Source organism: Nocardioides sp. S5, assembly GCF_017310035.1.
Lineage (GTDB): Bacteria > Actinomycetota > Actinomycetes > Propionibacteriales > Nocardioidaceae > Nocardioides.
Map to the genome: position 1 here is coordinate 124,844 of NZ_CP022296.1, position 18,990 is coordinate 143,833.

18 protein-coding genes are annotated in these 18,990 nt (G+C 68.8%); 6 read left to right on the forward strand and 12 right to left on the reverse strand.

Going from position 1 to position 18,990, the window contains the following annotated elements:
• Nucleotides 1-21: 21 nt before the first annotated feature.
• The 5 genes from CFI00_RS00645 to CFI00_RS00665 all read right to left on the reverse strand — a co-directional run bounded on the left by CFI00_RS00645 (nucleotide 22) and on the right by CFI00_RS00665 (nucleotide 5,128).
• Nucleotides 22-2,523: an MMPL family transporter gene (locus CFI00_RS00645; protein ID WP_207083430.1), complete on the reverse strand. Its 2,502-nt coding sequence runs from the start codon at nucleotides 2,521-2,523 to the stop codon at nucleotides 22-24.
• 45 nt (nucleotides 2,524-2,568) lie between these two features.
• A complete protein-coding gene (locus CFI00_RS23785) occupies nucleotides 2,569-3,192 on the reverse strand; it encodes a helix-turn-helix domain-containing protein (RefSeq protein WP_207085314.1) in 624 nt (207 codons plus the stop codon).
• A gap of 65 nt (nucleotides 3,193-3,257) precedes the next feature.
• Nucleotides 3,258-3,896 (reverse strand): DUF305 domain-containing protein, encoded by a 639-nt coding sequence (locus tag CFI00_RS00655; RefSeq protein ID WP_207083431.1) that lies wholly within the window; start codon nucleotides 3,894-3,896, stop codon nucleotides 3,258-3,260.
• Nucleotides 3,897-3,989: 93 nt separating this feature from the next.
• Entirely contained in the window at nucleotides 3,990-4,424 is a 435-nt protein-coding gene (locus CFI00_RS00660) for a DUF6153 family protein (RefSeq protein WP_207083432.1), read from the reverse strand.
• A 38-nt stretch (nucleotides 4,425-4,462) separates the two neighbouring features.
• Complete coding sequence (locus tag CFI00_RS00665; RefSeq protein ID WP_207083433.1) at nucleotides 4,463-5,128, reverse strand: DUF305 domain-containing protein; 666 nt, start codon at nucleotides 5,126-5,128, stop codon at nucleotides 4,463-4,465.
• A 191-nt stretch (nucleotides 5,129-5,319) separates the two neighbouring features.
• Here CFI00_RS00665 and CFI00_RS00670 point away from each other — a divergent pair, with 191 nt between their 5' ends.
• From CFI00_RS00670 to CFI00_RS00680, 3 genes are all read left to right on the forward strand, one after another.
• Nucleotides 5,320-5,565, forward strand: coding sequence for a hypothetical protein (locus CFI00_RS00670; RefSeq protein ID WP_207083434.1), 246 nt, complete (start codon nucleotides 5,320-5,322; stop codon nucleotides 5,563-5,565).
• Nucleotides 5,558-5,935 (forward strand): hypothetical protein, encoded by a 378-nt coding sequence (locus CFI00_RS00675; protein WP_207083435.1) that lies wholly within the window; start codon nucleotides 5,558-5,560, stop codon nucleotides 5,933-5,935. Before CFI00_RS00670 ends, CFI00_RS00675 begins: the two co-directional genes overlap by 8 nt.
• 396 nt (nucleotides 5,936-6,331) lie before the next feature.
• Nucleotides 6,332-7,504: a site-specific integrase gene (locus tag CFI00_RS00680; RefSeq protein ID WP_207083436.1), complete on the forward strand. Its 1,173-nt coding sequence runs from the start codon at nucleotides 6,332-6,334 to the stop codon at nucleotides 7,502-7,504.
• A 31-nt stretch (nucleotides 7,505-7,535) separates the two neighbouring features.
• On the opposite strand, the gene CFI00_RS00685 is transcribed toward CFI00_RS00680, so the two are convergent.
• The 4 genes from CFI00_RS00685 to CFI00_RS00700 all read right to left on the reverse strand — a co-directional run bounded on the left by CFI00_RS00685 (nucleotide 7,536) and on the right by CFI00_RS00700 (nucleotide 11,152).
• On the reverse strand, nucleotides 7,536-8,282 hold the full coding sequence (locus CFI00_RS00685; RefSeq protein ID WP_207083437.1) for a prevent-host-death protein: 747 nt from the start codon (nucleotides 8,280-8,282) through the stop codon (nucleotides 7,536-7,538).
• 4 nt (nucleotides 8,283-8,286) lie between these two features.
• Nucleotides 8,287-9,297 (reverse strand): transcriptional regulator, encoded by a 1,011-nt coding sequence (locus tag CFI00_RS00690; RefSeq protein WP_242532614.1) that lies wholly within the window; start codon nucleotides 9,295-9,297, stop codon nucleotides 8,287-8,289.
• A gap of 113 nt (nucleotides 9,298-9,410) precedes the next feature.
• Nucleotides 9,411-10,883: a plasmid pRiA4b ORF-3 family protein gene (locus CFI00_RS00695; protein WP_242532615.1), complete on the reverse strand. Its 1,473-nt coding sequence runs from the start codon at nucleotides 10,881-10,883 to the stop codon at nucleotides 9,411-9,413.
• A gap of 53 nt (nucleotides 10,884-10,936) precedes the next feature.
• A complete protein-coding gene (locus CFI00_RS00700) occupies nucleotides 10,937-11,152 on the reverse strand; it encodes a helix-turn-helix domain-containing protein (RefSeq protein ID WP_207083439.1) in 216 nt (71 codons plus the stop codon).
• 256 nt (nucleotides 11,153-11,408) lie between these two features.
• Here CFI00_RS00700 and mobF point away from each other — a divergent pair, with 256 nt between their 5' ends.
• Complete coding sequence (mobF, locus tag CFI00_RS00705) at nucleotides 11,409-14,783, forward strand: MobF family relaxase (protein ID WP_207083440.1); 3,375 nt, start codon at nucleotides 11,409-11,411, stop codon at nucleotides 14,781-14,783.
• Here the strand turns inward: mobF and CFI00_RS00710 are convergent.
• Both CFI00_RS00710 and CFI00_RS00715 read right to left on the reverse strand, forming a co-directional pair.
• On the reverse strand, nucleotides 14,707-15,669 hold the full coding sequence (locus CFI00_RS00710; RefSeq protein ID WP_207083441.1) for a hypothetical protein: 963 nt from the start codon (nucleotides 15,667-15,669) through the stop codon (nucleotides 14,707-14,709). The two genes, mobF and CFI00_RS00710, sit on opposite strands and share 77 nt — an antisense overlap.
• A gap of 1,235 nt (nucleotides 15,670-16,904) precedes the next feature.
• Nucleotides 16,905-17,051, reverse strand: coding sequence for a hypothetical protein (locus CFI00_RS00715; protein WP_242532616.1), 147 nt, complete (start codon nucleotides 17,049-17,051; stop codon nucleotides 16,905-16,907).
• 269 nt (nucleotides 17,052-17,320) lie between these two features.
• On the opposite strand from CFI00_RS00715, the gene CFI00_RS00720 reads away from it, so the two are divergent.
• The gene (locus CFI00_RS00720; protein WP_207083442.1) at nucleotides 17,321-17,947 is read left to right on the forward strand and encodes a TetR/AcrR family transcriptional regulator; all 627 of its coding nucleotides are present in this window, start codon (nucleotides 17,321-17,323) and stop codon (nucleotides 17,945-17,947) included.
• Nucleotides 17,948-17,952: 5 nt separating this feature from the next.
• Nucleotides 17,953-18,432 carry a PaaI family thioesterase gene (locus CFI00_RS00725; protein ID WP_224276416.1) on the forward strand — a complete coding sequence of 160 codons (480 nt, stop codon included), beginning with the start codon at nucleotides 17,953-17,955 and terminating at the stop codon, nucleotides 18,430-18,432.
• Nucleotides 18,433-18,584: 152 nt separating this feature from the next.
• Here CFI00_RS00725 and CFI00_RS00730 read toward each other — a convergent pair whose 3' ends face one another.
• Nucleotides 18,585-18,956, reverse strand: coding sequence for a helix-turn-helix domain-containing protein (locus tag CFI00_RS00730; protein ID WP_207083443.1), 372 nt, complete (start codon nucleotides 18,954-18,956; stop codon nucleotides 18,585-18,587).
• Nucleotides 18,957-18,990 lie beyond the last annotated feature (34 nt).

The following is an 18,990-nucleotide window of genomic DNA, read 5'->3' on the forward strand; positions in this document are numbered from 1 at the left end:
TGCGGACGGGTCGGGAGTCGGTCACGGGTGCATTGTGTCGTGAGTCGGCGCGGTGTGCACCGGGTGGCTGCGCTCGAGCTTGGCACCCTCCACGTCGACGTCGGGCAGGATCCGGTCCAGCCAGCGCGGCAGCCACCACGCGTGCTCGCCCAGCAGGTGCATCGCAGCCGGGATCAGCACCATCCGCACCACGAAGGCGTCGAGCAGCACGCCGAAGGCCAGGCCGAAGCCGATCGGCTTGATGGTCGCGTCGTGGGAGAAGATGAAGCCCGCGAAGACCGAGATCATGATGATCGCCGCGGCCGTGACGACCGCCCGCCCGGCGTTGAGCCCGTGCTGCACCGCGACGCGTGCCGGGGCGCCGTGGGCGTACGCCTCCCGCATCCCGGACACCAGGAAGAGCTGGTAGTCCATGGCGAGGCCGAAGAGGATCCCGGTGGCGATGATCGGCAGGAAGCTCAGCACCGGTCCGGGGGCGTGGACGCCGAAGAGGTCGCTGAGGAAGCCGAGCTGGAAGATCGCGGTGATGCCGCCGAAGGTCGCGAGCAGCGACAGCACGAAGCCGAGCGTCGCGGTCAGCGGCACCAGGATCGATCGGAAGACCACGACGAGGATCAGCATCGATAGGCCGACGACCAGCGCGAGGTAGACCGGCAGCACGTCGGAGAGCTTGTCCGAGATGTCGATGCCTGCGCTGGCGTTGCCCGCCACGCCGAGGGTGGCCTCGCCGCCGGCGATCGACGGAGTCAGGTCGCGGAGCTCGTCCACCAGGCGGCCGGTCGCCTCGCTGGAGGGCCAGTAGGCCGGGATGACCTGGAAGGCCAGCGCGTCTGCGTCGCGCGAGGCGCCGATCGGGACGACCGCGACGATCCCGCCCACGTCGTCGATGGCCTGGCCGATCGCGGCCTGCTGGGCGAGGACGTCGTCCTCCGCGACCGGGGCGGGGAGGTCGGCGACGACGAGGAGTGGACCGTTGAAGCCCTCGCCGAACTTGTCCGCCTGAACCTCGTGGGCCAGGAAGCCGGCCGAGTCCTCCGGCTGCGTGGAGCCGTCGGGCAGGCCGAGACGCATCTGGGTGGCCGGAGCGGCCAGGACCAGCAGTGCGACGATCCCGAGGGCCAGCACGGTCAGCGCGTGGCGGGTGGTCATCGGCCGGTCCCGCTCGGTGATCGCGGCGTCGTCCGGAGCCTCGTCGCCGGCGGCCAGTCGGGCGCGCTCGCGCTTGCGCAGGATGCGCGGGCCGACGAGGCCGAGGACGGCCGGGGTGAGGGTGACGGCCATGAGGATCGCGACGAGCACGGCGACGGCGCCGACGGTGCCCATCAGGCCGAGGAACCCGACACCGGTCACGTTGAGGGCGAGCAGCGCGACGATCACGGTGATGCCCGCGAAGACGACCGCGTTGCCCGAGGTGCCGTTGGCCAGGCCGACCGAGTCGTGCGGGTCGGCTCCCTGCATCAGCTGGCGGCGGTGCCGGTTGATGATGAAGAGGGAGTAGTCGATGCCGACCGCGAGGCCGAGCATCACGCCCAGCACCGGCGTGACGGAGACGAACTCCACCAACCCGGAGAACGACAGCGAGGCGAGCGACGCCACGCCCACGCCGAGCAGCGCGGTGACGAGCGGCAGCGCCGCGCCGAGCACGGTGCCGAGCACCACGAAGAGTGCGATGGCCGCGATGACCACGCCGGCGATCTCGCCCGGGCCCAGGATCGACGGCACCGTCTGGGCGATCTCCTGCGACGGGTGGAGCTCGACGCCATCGATGTCGGCGTCGGCGACCAGGTCCTCGATCTCGGCCTTCACCTCGGCGGTGATCTCGTTGATCGGCACCGTGAAGGTCACGTTGGCGACGGCGGCGGAGCCGTCCTGCGACACCGTCCGGTAGCCGGCGGACAGGTCGGACAGCACCACGCCCACCTCGAGCGGGGCGGACTCCTGCTCGATCCGCTCGCGCTGCCGGTCGATCTCGGCCTGGCCCTCGTCGAGCTGCTGCTCGGCCTCGGCGAGCTGGGCGCGGATCGAGCGCAGGGTGCCGTCCTCGCGCGCCTGGGCCCGTTGGTCGGCGATCGCCTCGCGGCCGGCGTCGACCTGGGCCTGCGCCCCGTCGAGCTGGGCCAGTCCGTCCTCCAGCTGCTGCTGGCCGTCGGCCACGCGCTTCGCGGAGGAGTCGAGCTGCTCCTGGGTGGCGAAGGGGTCGGCCACGTCGGAGACGTCGTCGACGTCGGCGATCCGGTCGAGGAGTGCGGTGAGCTCGCGCTGCTGCGTCTCGGTGAAGGCCGAGCCGTCGCTCGTCTCGGCGACGATCGTGCCGTTTCCGCCCCCGGCGGCCTCGAAGTCGCGCTCGAGCTGCGCGGAGACGCGCGTGGTGGGGGTATCGGGCAGCGTGATGTTCGTCGAGAGCGCGCCGGCGAAGGACACGTACGTCACCACGGTGACCGCCAGGACGCCCAGCCAGGCGCCGATCACGGTCCAGTGGCGCCGCGCGGCGAAGCGACCGATGCGGAAGAGGAGCTCAGCCATGTCGGGGACGGCCTTTCGGGGGTGGGTCGGTCGGGTCAGCGGGGGTCAGCCGGCGTGCCCGGCGCGGAGCCGGTGCAGCAGGCGATCGAGCAACCGGTCCCAATCGGCACGGGCCCCGGTGGACACGCGCGTGGGAGGTGCAGGCTGCTCCTCGAGCCAGTGCCGCGCGATGGTCGCGAGGCCGCTGGTGAGCAGAGTCAGGGTGAGCTCGAGGTCGAGCGGGTCGAGTCCCGGCGCCCGCTCCAGCAGGCGCTCGCGCAGCCGGCCCGCGACGTGCTCGAAGGCGGTGCGCGAGATCGCGTCCGCGCGCTCGTCGGCCACGTCGGGACCGCCGAGCACGTGCTGGATCGTGACGATCGCCGTCGGCAGGTCGACGTCGCGGGTCGCCTGGCACACCGCGTCGAGCGCGGCCGGGCCGCCGGCGGCTCCCGGGGGCAGGTCGGTGGTGCCGCGGTCGACGCCCTCGAGGAGGTCGGTGGTGACCTCGGTGAGGATCTGCTCGCACACGGCGACGAGCAGCTGGTCGAGGCCGGCGAAGTGGTTGAAGACCGTACGCCGCGAGACGCCCGCGAGCGTGGCGACCCGGTCGACGGTGAACCCGTCGGCGCCGTGCTCGGTCGCCAGCTCGCGGGCCGCGTCGACGAGCGCGCGGTGCCGCTGCTCGCGCAGGGGGACGAGCTGGTCGGCGGGGCTCACGCAGGAAGTGTTGCACTCAGTGCAAAAGCCTCCTCGCGTCAGCCCTCCAGCAGCTCGCGCATCGTGGCGATCTCCTCGGTCTGGGAGTCGATGACCTGGCCGGCCAGGTCGACGGCCGGCTCGAAGCGGCCGCCCGCCTGTTGGGAGCGGGCCATCTCGATCGCACCCTCGTGGTGCTCGATCATCATCTCGAGCCACATCTGCTGGAAGTCCGCGTCGGCGGAGCCCTCCAGCGCGTCCATGTCGTCGGCGCTCATCATGCCGGGCATGTCGGACCCGTGGTCCTCCATGTCGTCCATGGTGTCGGACATGTCGCCCATGTCGTGGCCGGCGTTGGTGTGGTCACGCATCGTCTCGGGGACGGGCTCGTCCCAGTCGGTCAGCCAGTCGGCCATGGTCTCGATCTCCGGCGCTTGGGCGGCCCGGATCTCCTCGGCCAGCGCCTGGACCTCGGGGTCGAGCGGGCGCTCGAGCGTCAGGTCGACCATCGAGAGGGCCTGGGCGTGGTGCTGGATCATGTCGGTCGCGAAGGCGACGTCGGCGTCGTTGTGCTCGGTGGGGCTGGTCTCGACGGTGCGGGCCGCCTCGGTGTCGTCGCCGCAGGCGGTGGCGCCGAGCGCGAGCGTGAGGCCGAGGGACAGGGCGCCCAGGGTGCGGGGCAGGGTGCGTGTGCTCATGTCAGGGGTTCTCCAGGTGTGGTGGGTCGGGACGGCAGACAGCAGCCGCACGTGCGCCCGGTGGGGTCGCAGGGCAGCCGTGGCGTACGCCGATCAGCACCTGATGACGGAGAACTGCCACGCGGGCGGTGGACCGGTGGCACGCACCCACGACCTGACGGTCGAGGTGGGCGCGAGGGGCGCGAAGGCCCTGACGAGCCTGACCGGGCGCACGGCGCGCACCAGCAGGCCCGCGAGCAGCAGCAGGGCCGCCACGGCCAGCATCGCGGCGCACAGCATGAGCAGGTGGTCGGCGTGCTGGCCCGATCCGTGGTCCGGCGCCGACGTGACGGGGGCGCTCGTCGCGGGCTCGTGGGCGTTGCCGTGACCGGCACCGTGGTCCCCGTGCGCCGTGGCCGGCGCGACGGCGTACGCCTCCGGCGACGGGCCGTCGAGGGTGAGCGCGTGCATCCCGAGGATGCCGACCACGAGCGCTGCGACCAGCGTCGCGAGGGCGGCGCGGTGCGGGGCGGGGCTCGGGCGGCTCATCGACTCCGATGCTACGGGCGCCGCTCCAGCCGGGAGCGTCAGGCCAGACCGGGGCAGGCCATCATGCGGCCGTGGGCGGGCCGGACGCCGAACCACGTCGACAGGCGCTCGCTCATCCAGCGGATCTCGCGCACCTGCTCGGTGCGGATGGTGCGCGCGAGGTCGGCCACCTCGTCGTGCTCGGCGGCACCGTGGACCAGCAGGCGCTGCGACATCATCACCGCGGCCATGTGGTGTCCGACCATGTCCTCGAGGAAGGTGCGGTCGAGCCGGTCGCCGCTGAGGTCCGAGAGGTCGCGCATCATCGGCTCGTACGCCGTGTCCGTCGGCTCGTCGGCGTACCACTCGTCGAGCCAGGTCTCCATCTGCTCGACCTGCGCGGTCTGGGAGGAGACGATGCGCGCCCCGAGTGCGCGCATCGACGGGCGCTCGGACCGGGCCAGCTCACCGGCCATCTCGATCGCCTCGCGGTGGTGGGCGACCATCTCGCGCAGGAAGCCGGCCTCGTCGGCGGTGCTCCACGCGCTGCCCATCCCGCCGCCGCCGTCGTAGCCCATCCCACTGCCCATCCCACTGCTCATCGACCACGCGCCAGCGTCGCGGTGCGGCATCCAGCCGTCGTCGTCGCGGAGGAGCGCCACCCCCGCGACCACCAGTGCGAGCACCGCGACCGCGGCGACGACACCGCTCCACATCCGTCCCATGACGCACCTCCAACAGGTGCTTCCAGACTGCGCCCGGGAGCGGGTCGTCACCAGTGCCGAAGGGCCCGGGGAAGCTGCCGGTCGGCCGGCGGCGTACCCGAACCCGGGGCACTTCTGCGTCGAGGACACTTCGTCCCCGGCGTGATGGTGGTGGCCGCGATCGTGCTCGCGCAGGGCGCATGCAGGAGGCGATGAGCGAGCTCCAGCAGACCACCGACGAGCTGCGGGAGCGGATCGACCGGGACGAGCCCACGTGGCGCGACGTCATCTCGGGCGCCGACGACCACTGGAGCGCGCGCGACGTCCGCGCCGAGCTCGTCGGCGACGTGCGGGCCGAGATCGACGCCATCGAGGAGTCCGACCCCGACCTCGCCCAGAGGTACCGTGCCCACGCCCATCCACGTCGAGACGACCGCAACGGACAATGGCATGACTGAGCACCCGACCCCACCGCGGCGCGGGGAGGCGTCCGCCCCGTCCTCCGAGGAGTCGGCGACCCCGCTCGACCAGACCGTCAAGCAGCTCGAGAGCTGGCAGCTCCTGCGCAGCGCGGCCCCCCTCATCGCCGCCGGTCTGGGTCTTGCGGGGCTCTACACCTTCTTCGCGACCTCCAGCGGGCTCGCCGAGTTCTGGATCGGCGTACCGCTCGGGCTCCTCGGCAGCACCCTCGCGGCCATCGGCTACCGCGGACGGCTGCGCGAGATCCGCAGCCCGCAGCCGTCGACAGGCCGGCACTACCCGTGGTTGTTCCTCGGGTGGCTGTGCGTCGTCGCGGGTCTGCTGATCCCGCCGTACGCTCTGTCCTGAGGCCCCCCGGGTCGCCCGGGCACGCAGATCGGGCCGGCCCCAGAGGGACCGGCCCGATCAGCTGGCTGGCGGTGGCGGTGGGATTTGAACTAGCCGCTATGGCCATTTGCCACCAGTGCCCACACGCGGACTCGAGTGTCCAGACAGCCCTCTGACCTGCGGTTATAGCGTTTTGAGGGCGTATGCTCTGGGGACAGATCGCGACACGGGCTGACTCCCATCTGGCACGTATCTGGCACGATCTGGCACGTATCTGGCACGGCAGGGGCACTTTGAGAGGGCGAAATGGTGGCACGGCGAGCGAATAGGCGGACCTTCGGAAGTATCCGAAACCTCCCCAGCGGGCGCTACCAAGCGAGATACACCGGCCCCACCGGAGAGGTGGTCCCGGCGCCCGTGACGTTCACCGCGCGGATGGACGCCGAGGCCTGGCTGATTGCCGAGCGGGAGAGGCACTTCGAGAAGCCCGAGACCTGGGCTGCACCCAAGACTCGCCTCCAAGAAGCTCAGCGAGCCGAGGAAGCCGCCCGCCTGCCCACGTTTCGCGAATACGCCGAGAAGTGGATCAAGAACCGGCGCAGCAGCAAGGGGGAACCGCTTCGGCCGACCACCCGCGACAAGTACATGTCCAACCTGCGCGTCCACGTCTTCCCCGAGTTCGGCGATACGCCCTTGGACGAGATCACCCGTACGACAGTGCGCGCTTGGTACGACAACCTCGAAACGGGCCCTGCGGCACGGGCCGACTCGTACTCGACCTTGCGCGCGATCCTCAACACGGCCGTGATCGACGACGAGTTGCTCGCTCGCAACCCGGCCTACATCCGCGGAGCCGGCGTCAAGAGCGTCTACAAGAAGTTGCGCCCGGCGACCCTGGACGAGTTGGCAGTCATGGTGGAAGCCATGCCGGAACGGCGACGGCTCCTGCTCCTGCTGGCTACGTGGTGTGCCCTCCGCTCCGGAGAACTACGCGAACTCAGGCGATCAGACGTCGTGCTGGGGTTTGAAGACGACGCATTCGGCTCCGTCAGTGTCGGGCGTGGGGTGGTGCGGCCTCAGACCGGAGAATCGGAACCGGGGCGACGCACGGCACCCATCGTTGGCGACCCGAAGACCCCTGCCGGCGTGCGGGTCGTCTCCATCCCCGGCGCACTCATCCCCGTTGTCCGATCCCACCTCGACAAACACGTCGCGGCTGGCCCGGACAGCTTGCTGTTCTCATCCGAGCGCGATCACTCGAAACACCTTGCTGAATCCACACTCAACGGCCGGGCTGCGGTCTTGGACCCCGAAGGCAATATCCAGACGCCGGGGTTCGGGTGGCGTGAAGCTCGGAGAGTCGCCGGCCGCGAAGACCTCGACCTTCACGACCTTCGGCACACCGGGGCGAGCATGGCGGGCGAGGAGGGCGCGAGCATCGCCGAGTTGATGCACCGTCTCGGGCACAGCACGCCCGCCATGGCGATGCGCTATCAGCACAGCACCCAGGACCGCGATCGCGAGCTGGGCCGGAAACTCTCCGCTCGCGCTGAAAGGGCAACTCGAACCCCGACGCCTCGAGGGGCATAGAGGCGACGGCCGAGGTAGTGCGGCGAGGGACCTATCCGATTCCGCGGACTGCTGCCCCGCCAAGCAGCTCCGCGACGAGGTCAATGTCATCGAGGCTCACGTCATCTCCGCCGACGTTGCGAATCCACTGAAGGACCTGCTGCCGTCGCCGGACGAACCACAGGTCGACGTGCAGCGCGACGTCGCTGGCTATCGCAGGTGTCACGCCTCCGATCTGCCTGAGCGCAGTGGAACGCGTTCCGTCGTCGAGTGTCAGCCGAACGATGTCCAGCAAGTCAGTGCCCTGCTTCTCGACAGACCGGTTCATGACGGCCTGGAGCTTCATCGCGATGAGCGGCCCCGGCTCGGCGACGCGGGTCATGACCTCGACTCGTTGGCCATCGCGGCGGACGACCTCGATGAGCATCTCGGTGGCAGTGTCACTGGCCCACGCATGCGAGGAGGCGTGGAGACGATCCCCCGGGTCGTCGCTCGGCTGGTCGAGCTCGGCCTGCCGCACCGCGAGGACATCGACCCTCACCGGCCCGAACGCGGTCGGGAGCAGCACGGCGGCAGGCTCCACCGGCTCGGCACCCGGTGCCGACCGGAGTACTTCGAGTTGTGGTGTGGCGCCTAGCATGCGATCGACGACGTCAAGGTCGACGGTGGCTCGGTAGGGATTCGAGAGGCGCGCCAGCACCGCGAGGCCGCCGACGATGACCGGCGTCTCGCCGATCAGGTCGCGCACTTCGGCCACGCCTTGGATGACGGCTGCCATTGCGTCACCGACGAAGGTCACGCGACTACCAGACACGAGTCCACCTCTCATCGGGATTCCAGGCGTCGAGGATCTCTCGCCCGCGGCCGCTGTCCTGCGCAAGGTCGAGTGCAACGAACAACGGGTGTGCGAGCGGCCACTCCGCTGGTCCGCCGAGGTCGATGCGCCGATGTGTGGCCACAGGCACTGGAGCAACTCGGAGGCTGACTGCGGCTCTCTCGGCGGAGTCCGCGGTGCCGAGCAATCGGACGGCACGCCGTAGGACCGACTCGTCGGGCACGAGGAAGTCGAGCTTCTGGCCGGCACGGAACGCGACCGGTGCGCCGTAGGACGCGGCAGCGGCGGTGTCTGTGAGCGCCCAGCCCGGCGCCTTCAAGTCTCCGAGTCCAAGCCGAAGCGCCTGCGTCATCACCGGGTCTGCGTCGTCAGGGACAACCGCTGCGAAGGTGCGGCGCCGCGGCCACTTCTCCGCCAGTCGCCAGAAAAGCGCGGTGTCCACGACGGTGTTGGAGGTGTCGATGATCCCGTCTCGACGCAGCGCACCCAAAACCGCCGAAACGGTGCTCGGTGATCGACCGAGGTCCCGAGCGAGAGCACGGACGGCGACCGGCTGGCTCGGGGACAGCAAGAGGTGCGCGGCGACCTCGAGCCCAACCCTTCCCGCGAGCGCGTCAGCCCGATCACGTTCCTGCTGGACACCCGGTACGTCGGCGTTGATCACCATGCCGTTGGCTCGAATTCCAAGGTGGCCCCGCATGTCCAAGTAGCCGGCGCGGGCTGCGAGCAACTGGCGGCGCGCATCCTCGGTGACGCGGTCACCGACGACGAGCAACAGGCCAGATGAGGCGTCGAACTCAGCGATCAGCCGTTCCGCTGTCTTCGCGTCCACGAGTGATCGATGCTTCAGCTCGATTTCTGTCGCGGTTCCGTCCAGCTCGATCGTGAGGTCAGCGGATGCTGCGTGTGCGCCAACGGGAACACGCGCCTCCAATCCAATCTGAGCGAAGGCGTCCTGCGCCACGGCCACGGCATCCATGGGGCCATGTTGGCAGGTGTTCGGTGTTCGGTCAATACCGAACACCGAACACTCTCTCGCGGGTATGCGCAGAGGCCCATGGACAACCAACATCGGGCCCAGGCACCCTGGCTTCAGTCCGCAGCTCGGATGACCGCCCGCGCGGTCGTGGCGACGGCGAAGTCGAGGCCCTTGACCTCGCGCCAATGCAGACGGTTCTCGCCTGCGAGCTGCAGCAGGACATCAAGGGTCGCGCTGTTGGCGGGCGGCAGTGCGTAGGGGTCGCCGCTCGTTCGCCACCCGAGCGCCGAGAGCAGGTCACTGACCTCGTTGCGCCACTCCTCGACGGGAGTACCACTCGCGGCCACCGCGAGCGCCATCCACCCGGACTGACGCTCCCAATCCTTGGTGCCTAGGGGGAGCCGACTGACGATGTGGCGCCACAGCTTCTGCGGATCCCGACGACCCTGGATGCCGATCCGACTCGCTCGGAGATGGCCGTCGCGGACGTACACAAGACCAAGGGCGCGGGCCGTGTCACGCATCGCCGCGACCGGTGGGGTGAGATCCTCACGGTTGGCCTTGCCGATCCACCACTCGGTGACTCCGGTGCCTTTCGCGATCTGCTCGACGACTGCCGGTGGCAGGTAGCCGGCGGCGGTGAGCTTGGTCGCGGTCCCGATCGCTTCAAGAAGGACTCCGAAGGGCTGGGTGATCCGGTTCACCTCACTGTCGGGGAGGTCAATCGGACCGTGAGACAGCGGTCGTCCGAGCACCTCACGCAGCATCCGGATGCCACGGAGATCGAGTTGCGCGCTCAGCTCTGCCAGTTCACCGGTGACCGCGACCGGCTCGGCCACCGCCACGGCGAGCGCGGCATTGACCTCATCGAGATCGAAGTGGTCCGGCTGCCAGCCGATCGGGAGCCATTCGTGGGCATCGGCTGCATCGTCGAAGACGTCCGGCAGTTTCGCGTCGTCGTACCCGCTACGGACCCAGTCCGCGAGCTCGTCGTAGCCGGGCAGACCACCGCAGTCCTCAGGCGGGCAGGCGAGACTTCCTCCCACACAGCGAGCGGTCCTGGGGGGCTCATCGAGGATCTCCTCAAGCCTGAGCGCGTGGTGCCAGCCGTCGCCGAAGTCGTAGTCGTAAAACAGCTCGCAGCCCACGGCGGTGAGGATCTGGTCAAGACGCACGTCGTCTTCCAACATCCCCTCGTCGCCCTCCTCGAGGTCGAACTGGGTGAGGAAGTACGGCGAGCGAGGGTCGCGGTCCAAGCGGAAGCGGTGCAGATGACTGTTCGTCCAACCCATCGCCGCCTGGATGACGTCATGCACCCTCGGCAGTGTCAGATCACCCGGCAGCTCAAGCTGACGCCACACCGGTGGCTTCGCCCCGCGCAGGTCGAGCCGCAGCCTGAACCCGCGAACCTGATCCGGGACGGGACCAAGCGTCGGATCGCGGCGTTCCTTGAGCTTCTCGAAGATGCCCGTGACCCGGCCGCTCATCAGCCCTTCGAGCAGAGCCGCCTTCTGCTCGGGCGTTGCCTCAGCCAACAGGTGCGCGGTGAGTTTGTTGACGTCGGGCGGGTCGAAGCGGCTGCTCATGACGGGCAGTCAAGCACTCCGGTGGATGGATCACACCACGTTCCGCCGGCACCTCATGAAGTCCGCACCCGCCACGCATTCACCGGGTGTGCGTCGATCAGAGCGTCGATCGACTCGGCCTTGATCCGGATCGTCCGGCGCCCGAGCCGAACGGCATCGAGCTCGCCGGCGGCGATGTAGCGACGAACGGTCTTCACCGAAACGGCGAGGATCTCGGCTGCCTCGGCCAACGAGACGAGCCGGCGGGGAACGGTGGTGGTGGAAGTCATGGGTCCTCCTGGGTCCAGAGCGACCGAACTGGCCGCCCACATCCCTCAAGGCCGAAACCTGTCCCCACATGGACACCCCATCTGCCGTTCATCCGCACCAAGATCCGCAACGTCTCCCGCCCCGAGCTCCACTCGCCCAGCGCCGTCCTGATCCTCAACCCGCACGCTCCCTTAGACCGTTTCCAGAAACACACCTCTTTCATTCCAAATCGGGGTGGCCACTCGACCGCCCTCCGCGGCCTTGGGGAATGTGACGATGACACTCAAGAAGCTGGCCGCCGGGTCGGGGTATGAGTACCTGACCCGCCAGGTCGCGGCCGCCGACTCGACCGAGCTCGGCTCGACGCCGTTGGGCGACTACTACTCGGCCAAGGGTGAGGCACCCGGCCACTGGGTGGGCTCGGGGTTGGTCGGTCTCGACGGCCTCGCGTACGGCGACACGGTCACCGCCGACCACATGAAGAACCTGTTCGGGGAGGGCTGCCATCCCGTCACTGGCACGGCTCTCGGCCGCGCCTACCGACCGGATGCTGTCGCGGGTTTCGACCTCACCTTCTCGCCGGTGAAGTCGGTCTCGACGCTGTGGGCGGTCGCGCCTCCCGAGGTGGCCGAGGCCATCACGAGGGCGCACGATGCAGCGGTCGCGGACGCGCTCGCCTTCTTGGAGGGACACGCGATCTTCACGCGCGAGGGGACCGACGGCGTGCGCCAGGTCGAGGCCTGCGGCCTGGTCGCGGCCGCGTTCGTCCACCGTGACTCGCGCGCCGGCGATCCTGACCTGCACACCCACGTCGCCGTCGCCAACAAGGTGCAGACCCGCCAGGGCAAGTGGCTCTCGGTCTACGGCACCGTCCTGCACCAGTACGCCGTCGCCGCCTCCGAGGCTTACAACACCGCACTCGAGCACCACCTCGCAGAACAGCTCGGCGTTCGTTTCGTCGACCGAGCGGCGGGGCTCGCCAAGCGACCCGTCCGGGAGATCGACGGCGTCGATCCCACTCTGTGCCGGCGCTGGTCGCACCGTCGCCACGACATCGAGGACCGCACCGGAGAACTCACCGACGAGTTCGCCGCGAAACATGGTCGCCTGCCGACACCGAAGGAGGAGATCGCCCTCGCACAACGCGCCAACCTCGAGACCCGCGCCGCCAAGCACGAGCCACGATCCGAGGCCGACCAACGTACGACGTGGCGAAGCGAGGCCGTCCAGGAACTCGGGCGACGGGGCCTCGACATGATGATCGGCGCCGCACTCAACCCGACGACCTCCGCACCACAGCGGGCGGACGAACAATGGCTCCGCGAGGCGACCGCCCGCGCGATCGCAGAGCTCGAGGCTCATCGCGCGACGTGGCAGTCCTGGCACCTGTACGCCGAAGCGCAACGCCAGGTGCGTGGCATCGACGTTCCGGCCGATCAGGTCCCCGAGATCGTGGAGTGCCTGGTCGAGACCGCGACGACATCGTTGGTGAACCTGACTCCGGACCGCGACCCGATCGCTGAACCCGCCGGGTTGCAACGCTCCGATGGCACCAGCGTCTATCGGCACACCGGCGCCGACCACTTCACCAGCGAGCGGATGCTCGCTGCCGAGCAGCGCATCGTCGACGCTGCCGCAATCCAATGCGTCGAGGTCATCGACTCCCTCGACGTCGAGCTTGCCCTGATGAAGGCCGAGGTCGACGGAACCGCGCTCAACGCGGGCCAGCGCGAACTCGTCCGCGCACTTCTTTCCGACCCTCACCACGTGGTTCTGGCGCTCGCGCCGGCTGGATCTGGCAAGACCACGGCGATGAATACATTCGCGATCATCAGTGCTGACCTCGGCTACGAGGCCGTCGGCCTGGCGCCTTCGGCTGCAGCCGCTGCCGTACTTGCCGAGGCGACCGGAATGGCGACTGAGACCCTCGCCAAGCTCGACCATGCGTTCCACTCGGACCAAGAGGTCCGCATCGGTCCGCGCACCGTGGTCGTGATCGACGAGGCTGGGATGGCCGACACGCTCACCCTCGATCGAGTCATCGCTGCCTGCGCCCAGCGCGGTGCCCGCGTACGCCTGATCGGTGATGACCGGCAGCTCGCAGCGGTGGGTGCCGGTGGCGTGCTGCGTGACCTCGCCACGACCCACGGCGCCGTACGACTTGAGGAGGTCGTCCGGTTCGACGACCCTGCCGAGGCAGCCGCGTCGCTCGACCTGCGCACGGGCGACCGCGCAGCTCTCGGCTTCTACCTCGACCACGACCGCGTGCACACCGGCGACACCGACACCAGCCTCGCCGACGTCCTCGCTGCCTGGTCGAGAGAGCAGTCAGCCGGACGCGAGTGCCTGATGCTCGCACCGACCCGCGACCTGGTCGCACGGCTCAACCACGCTGCGCGGAAGTCCCGGCTGGCAGGCTTGCGCCCACCCGGTGAGGTCGAGCTGACGGACGAGAACCAAGCCTCCGTCGGCGACACCATCCTCACTCGTCACAACGACCGTCGCCTCGGCATCAGCGCCACGGACTGGGTCAAGAACGGCGACCGCTGGACCGTCACCGGAGTCGCGGGTGACGGCTCGATCCGGGCCTGCCACCTGCGTACGGGCCTGCAGGTCGTGCTACCCGCGGAGTACGTCGCCGCGCACGTCGAGCTCGGCTACGCGACCACCGTCCATGCAGCGCAAGGCAGCACGGCTGACGTCATGCACGGCATCGTCACCGGCTCCGAAGATCGACAGTTGCTCTACACGATGCTCACCCGCGGTCGGGCCGAGAACCACCTGCACCTCATCACCGACCAAGCAGCGAGCGACCGGGACGATGAACAGTTTCTGCCCGGGATCGACGAGCAGCTGACCGCGGCCGCGACCCTCGACCGGGTCGTTGACCGCGACGGTTCCGCGGTCTCCGCGACCACCGAGCTCGCCAACGCCACCAGTGCCGCGACCCAGCTCCGCGACGCCGCACGTCGGTACGCCGATGCCGTCACCATGGCCACGACGCGGCTCCTCGGGCATGACGCCGCCGATGAGCTGGCGTCGACAGCGGGGCCGCTGCCATGGCTGCCCGGTGTTCCGGACGAACTGAAGGCGTACGGCGACTGGTCGGCGTACCTCGAGTCGCGCGCCGATCGCGTCGCCTCACTCGGCGACCAGGTGCGCCGATGCGCGGATCTGCCGGAGTCACTGGCCAGGTTCGACGACGTGCTCACACTAGACCTTCGTGCCGAGGTTGTGGTGTGGCGGGCTGCCAACGGTGTATTCGACAACGACCGGAGCCTTCTCGGTCCCCGCGTCAGCGACCCAGCCGCGCACTTCTACGCCCGACGCCTGCAACGACGGATCAACGATCTCTACCCGCCCTCCGTCCAGGGTTGGGAGGAGCGCATCGCGAAGTCGATCGGCCGACCAGAGCTGCGCGGGACACACGTTCTCGACCTGGCACGGGAACTCGATGGTTTCGACCGGGCGGGAATGAACGCCGGTCTCCTGCTTCGCCGAGCGACGTCGATGCGGAAGCCCCTCCCCGATGAGCACACTGTCGAGGCGCTCGCCTACCGCGTGCAGCAGATGGCTACCCAGCAGCGCCGGGTCGACGATTCGCAGCAACGTCGGGCGCCCACGCGCCCGGCGGCAGGTCTCGGACTCTGAAGAAGTGGGCGTCGTGGTCCTCGTTGATCACGAGGTGCATCTCCTCAGCCGCCGTCACCTGGCAGGTGGGGTGCTGAGCGCGCCACACCAAGACCTTCGCCTCGTCGTCACGGACGCTGACGTACTCGGCCAATCGATCGAGCGCCGCCGACGCGCGGCGACGGATCGCTCGGCTGGACAAGTGCACGCATTCCGCGACCACGTCGACCACCGCCGGCGTCGTCAACCCCATCCGCCCCCGACGCGCACCGACGTCCAACTCAGCGGCGACCCGCCCCAGATCGCCCAACAGGACCGCGTCGAAGACGTGGATCGCGTTCACGTCCATCGCCTCGATCATAAAGCCCGTCAGATCCCAGAACGCGTCGCCCTGTGATCCGTCGTCCTCAGGCGCGAACCCAATTGTGGCGTCGTACTCGACTCGGGTCGCCTCCGCCCACACCCGGTCACGTCGCCTGGCGAGATCGCCCACCCCGAGATCGGCACCCACCTCACGGCGGGTACGTCCGAGGATCTTCCCCGCCACCTTCCCCCCGTCCAGCTCGTGTGCTTGCGCTGCCTCGAGCCACAACTGTCCAGCCACCATGCGGTCGATGTCGGGATGGAGATCGCGCAGGTTGTCGGCGATCCTGGTGGCACCAGGGATGAGGAGCCACACCAGCACGGTCACGGCTTCTTCGTCGTACGCCGTCAGGGCCGCGAGCTTCGCCAGGACCGCGCCCTTCCTTGATGCCGTGGCGCGCCGCGTCCACGCGGGTAGATCGCCCAGGTCTTCGACCACGGCCAGCTCCGGGTCGGCCGCGCACCAGCGCGTCCAGATTCGATGAGCGGCCACCATCAGCGGCGATCTGTCGTCGTCAACGCCAAGATTCGTTGCCAGTCCCATCGCGATCTCCCCGAGCCTTCACCGGTGGCTGGTCCACCCGGCGAGTTCGGGGCGGTGGGGTCACAAGCACCCATCTGGGCCGCGAACTACCTCCCAAGGTGCGCCGCGGTCAGATGCCTGTCAATAGAGCGATTTCAAGTCCTCAAGTCACTCGTGGTCACTCGTGGACAGTAGGTGTCAACCAGCACTGGGGGCGTGAGGGATTCTTCGCCGGCTCTCAGGCTTTGACCGAGTTCCCGACCTCGAGCACCGGACAATTTGGGTCCCGTCGCGGCGGCCGATCGGCAGTCCGTGAGCAGCTTGAGGGCATCCCGTGACACGCATCTGCGCCATATGGCTATGAAGCCGAACTAGTGAGGAGAGAGTCCCTGATGTGGTGCAACTCGAGCCGCTGATCGACGCCAGCACCGTGTCGGTCCCTGCCGTACGACGCCCGCGTCCCGGGACGGTTACCCGGACAGCCCTTACGGGACACATAGCTCCGGCTCTACGCCGCGACCAGCGTCGTTGTCGCAACAGGTTCGGCCAACGGGACCAGGGGTGCCGCCACAATGGCGAGAAGGCCCGGCATGGGGGTGACCCATGTGTCCGAGTTACTCGATCTGGTCGCCTGCGGCGAGCATCTGGGCATGGGCCCGGTAGGTGGTCGCCCCGAATACCATCCGCAGGTCCCGGTTGTACTGAATCAGCGACTCCGCGCTGACCAGGAGCAAACGAGGAGGAGGTGGGCGGGACGTTCTCGTGGGGCATCGAGAAGGATGTGTCTCACATTGGAATGCCAATCCGCACCGTACGGTTGTGCCTACGACAGCAGATCGCCACATACCTGGTCGAGGATCTCCACGACGTCGGGCGCCTGTCTTTGGGGCAACCTTGGTGATGGCGCACCCGACGGCGGTGGCTATCACAGTGCGCGCCAGATCGACAAGCTCGACCGAGTGCTCGTCGGCAACCTCCCCGAGGTGGACGCGGGCAAGCGCAGGAGGAACGCGCTCTGCGAGAACGATGATCCGATCGCCTGCTCAACCTCGGCACAACCCTGGATGCTGGCTGGTTCGTCGCTGCACGTTCTGACCACCTCCGCCGAGTCCCGGCGAGGCACATGTGTCCTGGTGGATCGCTATGCCTTGAACCAGCATCAGTCGCCCGCAGGCAAGGGGGCATCGTCCCTTGAGGATGACCTTGGCTCGGCTCGTGTGTGTTGAATGCGAGGAGGTCATCCGGGGTCAAATGCATTATTGCCAGGAGTACGTCGCCGGGTCGGCGAGCGCGGCGGAGACGTCGTCGTACCGGCGGAGGACCCACGAGTTGGCCTTGCGCGACCAGTGGGCCGGGGCGTTGGCGCGCAGCTCTCGGTAGAGGGGATAGGGATCGGCGATCACCTCGGCGTCGAACGGGCTATCGGTCAGTGGCTGGTCGCTCCCCGAACATCTCCTTCGCGGTCGCTCCTTCATCAGCGGCCCTCGGTGTGATCGACGTCGAGTACGGACAGGTGGGTGGGGGCGACGGGCGTGCCGCCCACCCGAGGTCGCTCGGTTGACCACGTCATCTCCTGAACTCATGGTTTGTACTGGAAGTACAACTACGATGTCGCGTAGGTCGAGAGCCGTGACCTCCCGAGCTGGGCGGCAAGTGAACGGAGACGTGTGGGATGAGGAAGCTTCCAGCGAAGTTGGCCAGTCAGCTCTACGGGGCGGCGGAGCTGATCGCGGAGCGCGGTCTGGACGGCACCAAGATCGAAGACATCGCTGAGGCCACGGGCATCCCCAAGGCCACGATTTATTACCACCTCGACGGCAAGAACGCGGTGCTGGAGTTTCTCCTCGGCGACCTGTTGGACATGATCGCCGGGGCGGTCGGTGTTGCGGTGGCGAGCGAGGAGAACGCGCGGACCCGACTGGAGGCGGCTGTGCAAGCGCAGCTGGGCGTGATGCTCGAGCACCCGTCCTTGTGTCGGGCACTGGTCGGCGACCTCGGACGCGCGACCCGGCTGCCCGAGTTGGCGGCGGCACTGCGGACTGCCTTCTACGAACCGATCGAGCAACTATTGGCTGAGGGTGTCTCCGACGGGTCGCTGCGCCAGGTCGCCGATCCGGGCGCCGTGGCCTTGAGCGTCTTCGGTGCCATCACCCTCGCTGGCCTCAGCGCGGCCGTGGAGGGGCCGTCCGCCGACCCATCCGCCGACGCAGCGCGCTTCTCTGCCGCGGTCAGCGAGCTGGTCCTCGACGGTCTCGCGACACCTGGCAGTCGCGACCAGCGGCGGAGTGAGCCGCTGTGAGCAGCATGGAGGAGCTCCTCGCCAGCTGGAACGAGAAGTTCCGGCCGCACGCTGATGGTGCTCAGCTTCCGCCGCACCACACCCACTGCCTCGCCTGTGGCCCCGACAACCCACACGGCCACCACCTCACCGCCCGTCGTCGAGGCGAGGAGGTGCACGCGACCCACGTCTTCGACGAACGTCACGTGGGCGCCCCCGGGATCGCCCACGGCGGTGCCGTAGCAACCGTTTTCGACGACCTCTTCGGGTTCCTGCTCTACCTCACGGGCGGTCCTGCGGTGACCCGGAAGCTCGAGGTGCTCTACGACTCACCGGTCATCCTCGGCACCACCTACGATCTCGCGGCCAGGGTCGTCCGGACAGAAGGGCGCAAGCTCTTCATGGAAGCCGACATGAAGCAGCTCGGAGGGTCGCGTGTCGCCTCCGCCACGGCCCTCTTCCTTTCGGTGGACGTGACCCACTTCAACCAGGGCATGCCGCGATGACGGGCCCATCGTCGGGCGCCGTACTTCCCGACGCCTCGTGTTCCGAAGGTCTGCAGTCCCGTGGGTGCCGATCCTGGTGGCGGTTGCCTCAGAGTCTCGGCAGCGGTTGGTACAACCTGAGCAGCACGAACAGCTCAGGACGGCGCTCGGATTCAACGGCCGGGCCCGGTGTCGGATTCGCGCCCGGTCCCGCCCCTCCAATGCGTGGTCCAGTCTGACAACGCGCGTAGCGCGGGCACGAGCGCCTGCGCTGCCGCGGTCGGGGAATACCCGACCAGGCCCGGATCCGTGGCGGTGTGACGCTCAAGGAGTCCCTCGGCCTCGAGCCGGCGCAGGCGGTCGCACAGCAGCCGATCCGATACGCCAGGCACGGCGACGCGGATGTCGCTGAACCGCCGGGCTCCGGAGAGCACTGCGAGCAGGATGCTGCCCGTCCATCTGCCGCCGATGAGTTCCAGCGCTTGCTGCAGGCCGAGGCAGTGGCCAGGCGGCCATTGTCCGGGAGTGCTGCTCTGCTGCGTCACTGGTCCATCATGACGTTTCGGTTCGTCGCGAGGA

What these genes read in the sequence shown, in the direction of transcription:
- CFI00_RS00645 (WP_207083430.1), bottom strand. Translation starts at nt 2,523, where the DNA reads ATGGCTGAGCTCCTCTTCCGCATCGGTCGCTTCGCCGCGCGGCGCCAC.
- CFI00_RS00655 (WP_207083431.1), bottom strand. Translation starts at nt 3,896, where the DNA reads ATGAGCACACGCACCCTGCCCCGCACCCTGGGCGCCCTGTCCCTCGGC.
- CFI00_RS00660 (WP_207083432.1), bottom strand. Translation starts at nt 4,424, where the DNA reads ATGAGCCGCCCGAGCCCCGCCCCGCACCGCGCCGCCCTCGCGACGCTG.
- CFI00_RS00665 (WP_207083433.1), bottom strand. Translation starts at nt 5,128, where the DNA reads ATGGGACGGATGTGGAGCGGTGTCGTCGCCGCGGTCGCGGTGCTCGCA.
- CFI00_RS00670 (WP_207083434.1), top strand. Translation starts at nt 5,320, where the DNA reads ATGAGCGAGCTCCAGCAGACCACCGACGAGCTGCGGGAGCGGATCGAC.
- CFI00_RS00675 (WP_207083435.1), top strand. Translation starts at nt 5,558, where the DNA reads ATGACTGAGCACCCGACCCCACCGCGGCGCGGGGAGGCGTCCGCCCCG.
- CFI00_RS00690 (WP_242532614.1), bottom strand. Translation starts at nt 9,297, where the DNA reads ATGGATGCCGTGGCCGTGGCGCAGGACGCCTTCGCTCAGATTGGATTG.
- CFI00_RS00695 (WP_242532615.1), bottom strand. Translation starts at nt 10,883, where the DNA reads ATGAGCAGCCGCTTCGACCCGCCCGACGTCAACAAACTCACCGCGCAC.
- CFI00_RS00700 (WP_207083439.1), bottom strand. Translation starts at nt 11,152, where the DNA reads ATGACTTCCACCACCACCGTTCCCCGCCGGCTCGTCTCGTTGGCCGAG.
- mobF (WP_207083440.1), top strand. Translation starts at nt 11,409, where the DNA reads ATGACACTCAAGAAGCTGGCCGCCGGGTCGGGGTATGAGTACCTGACC.
- CFI00_RS00710 (WP_207083441.1), bottom strand. Translation starts at nt 15,669, where the DNA reads ATGGGACTGGCAACGAATCTTGGCGTTGACGACGACAGATCGCCGCTG.
- CFI00_RS00720 (WP_207083442.1), top strand. Translation starts at nt 17,321, where the DNA reads ATGAGGAAGCTTCCAGCGAAGTTGGCCAGTCAGCTCTACGGGGCGGCG.
- CFI00_RS00725 (WP_224276416.1), top strand. Translation starts at nt 17,953, where the DNA reads ATGGAGGAGCTCCTCGCCAGCTGGAACGAGAAGTTCCGGCCGCACGCT.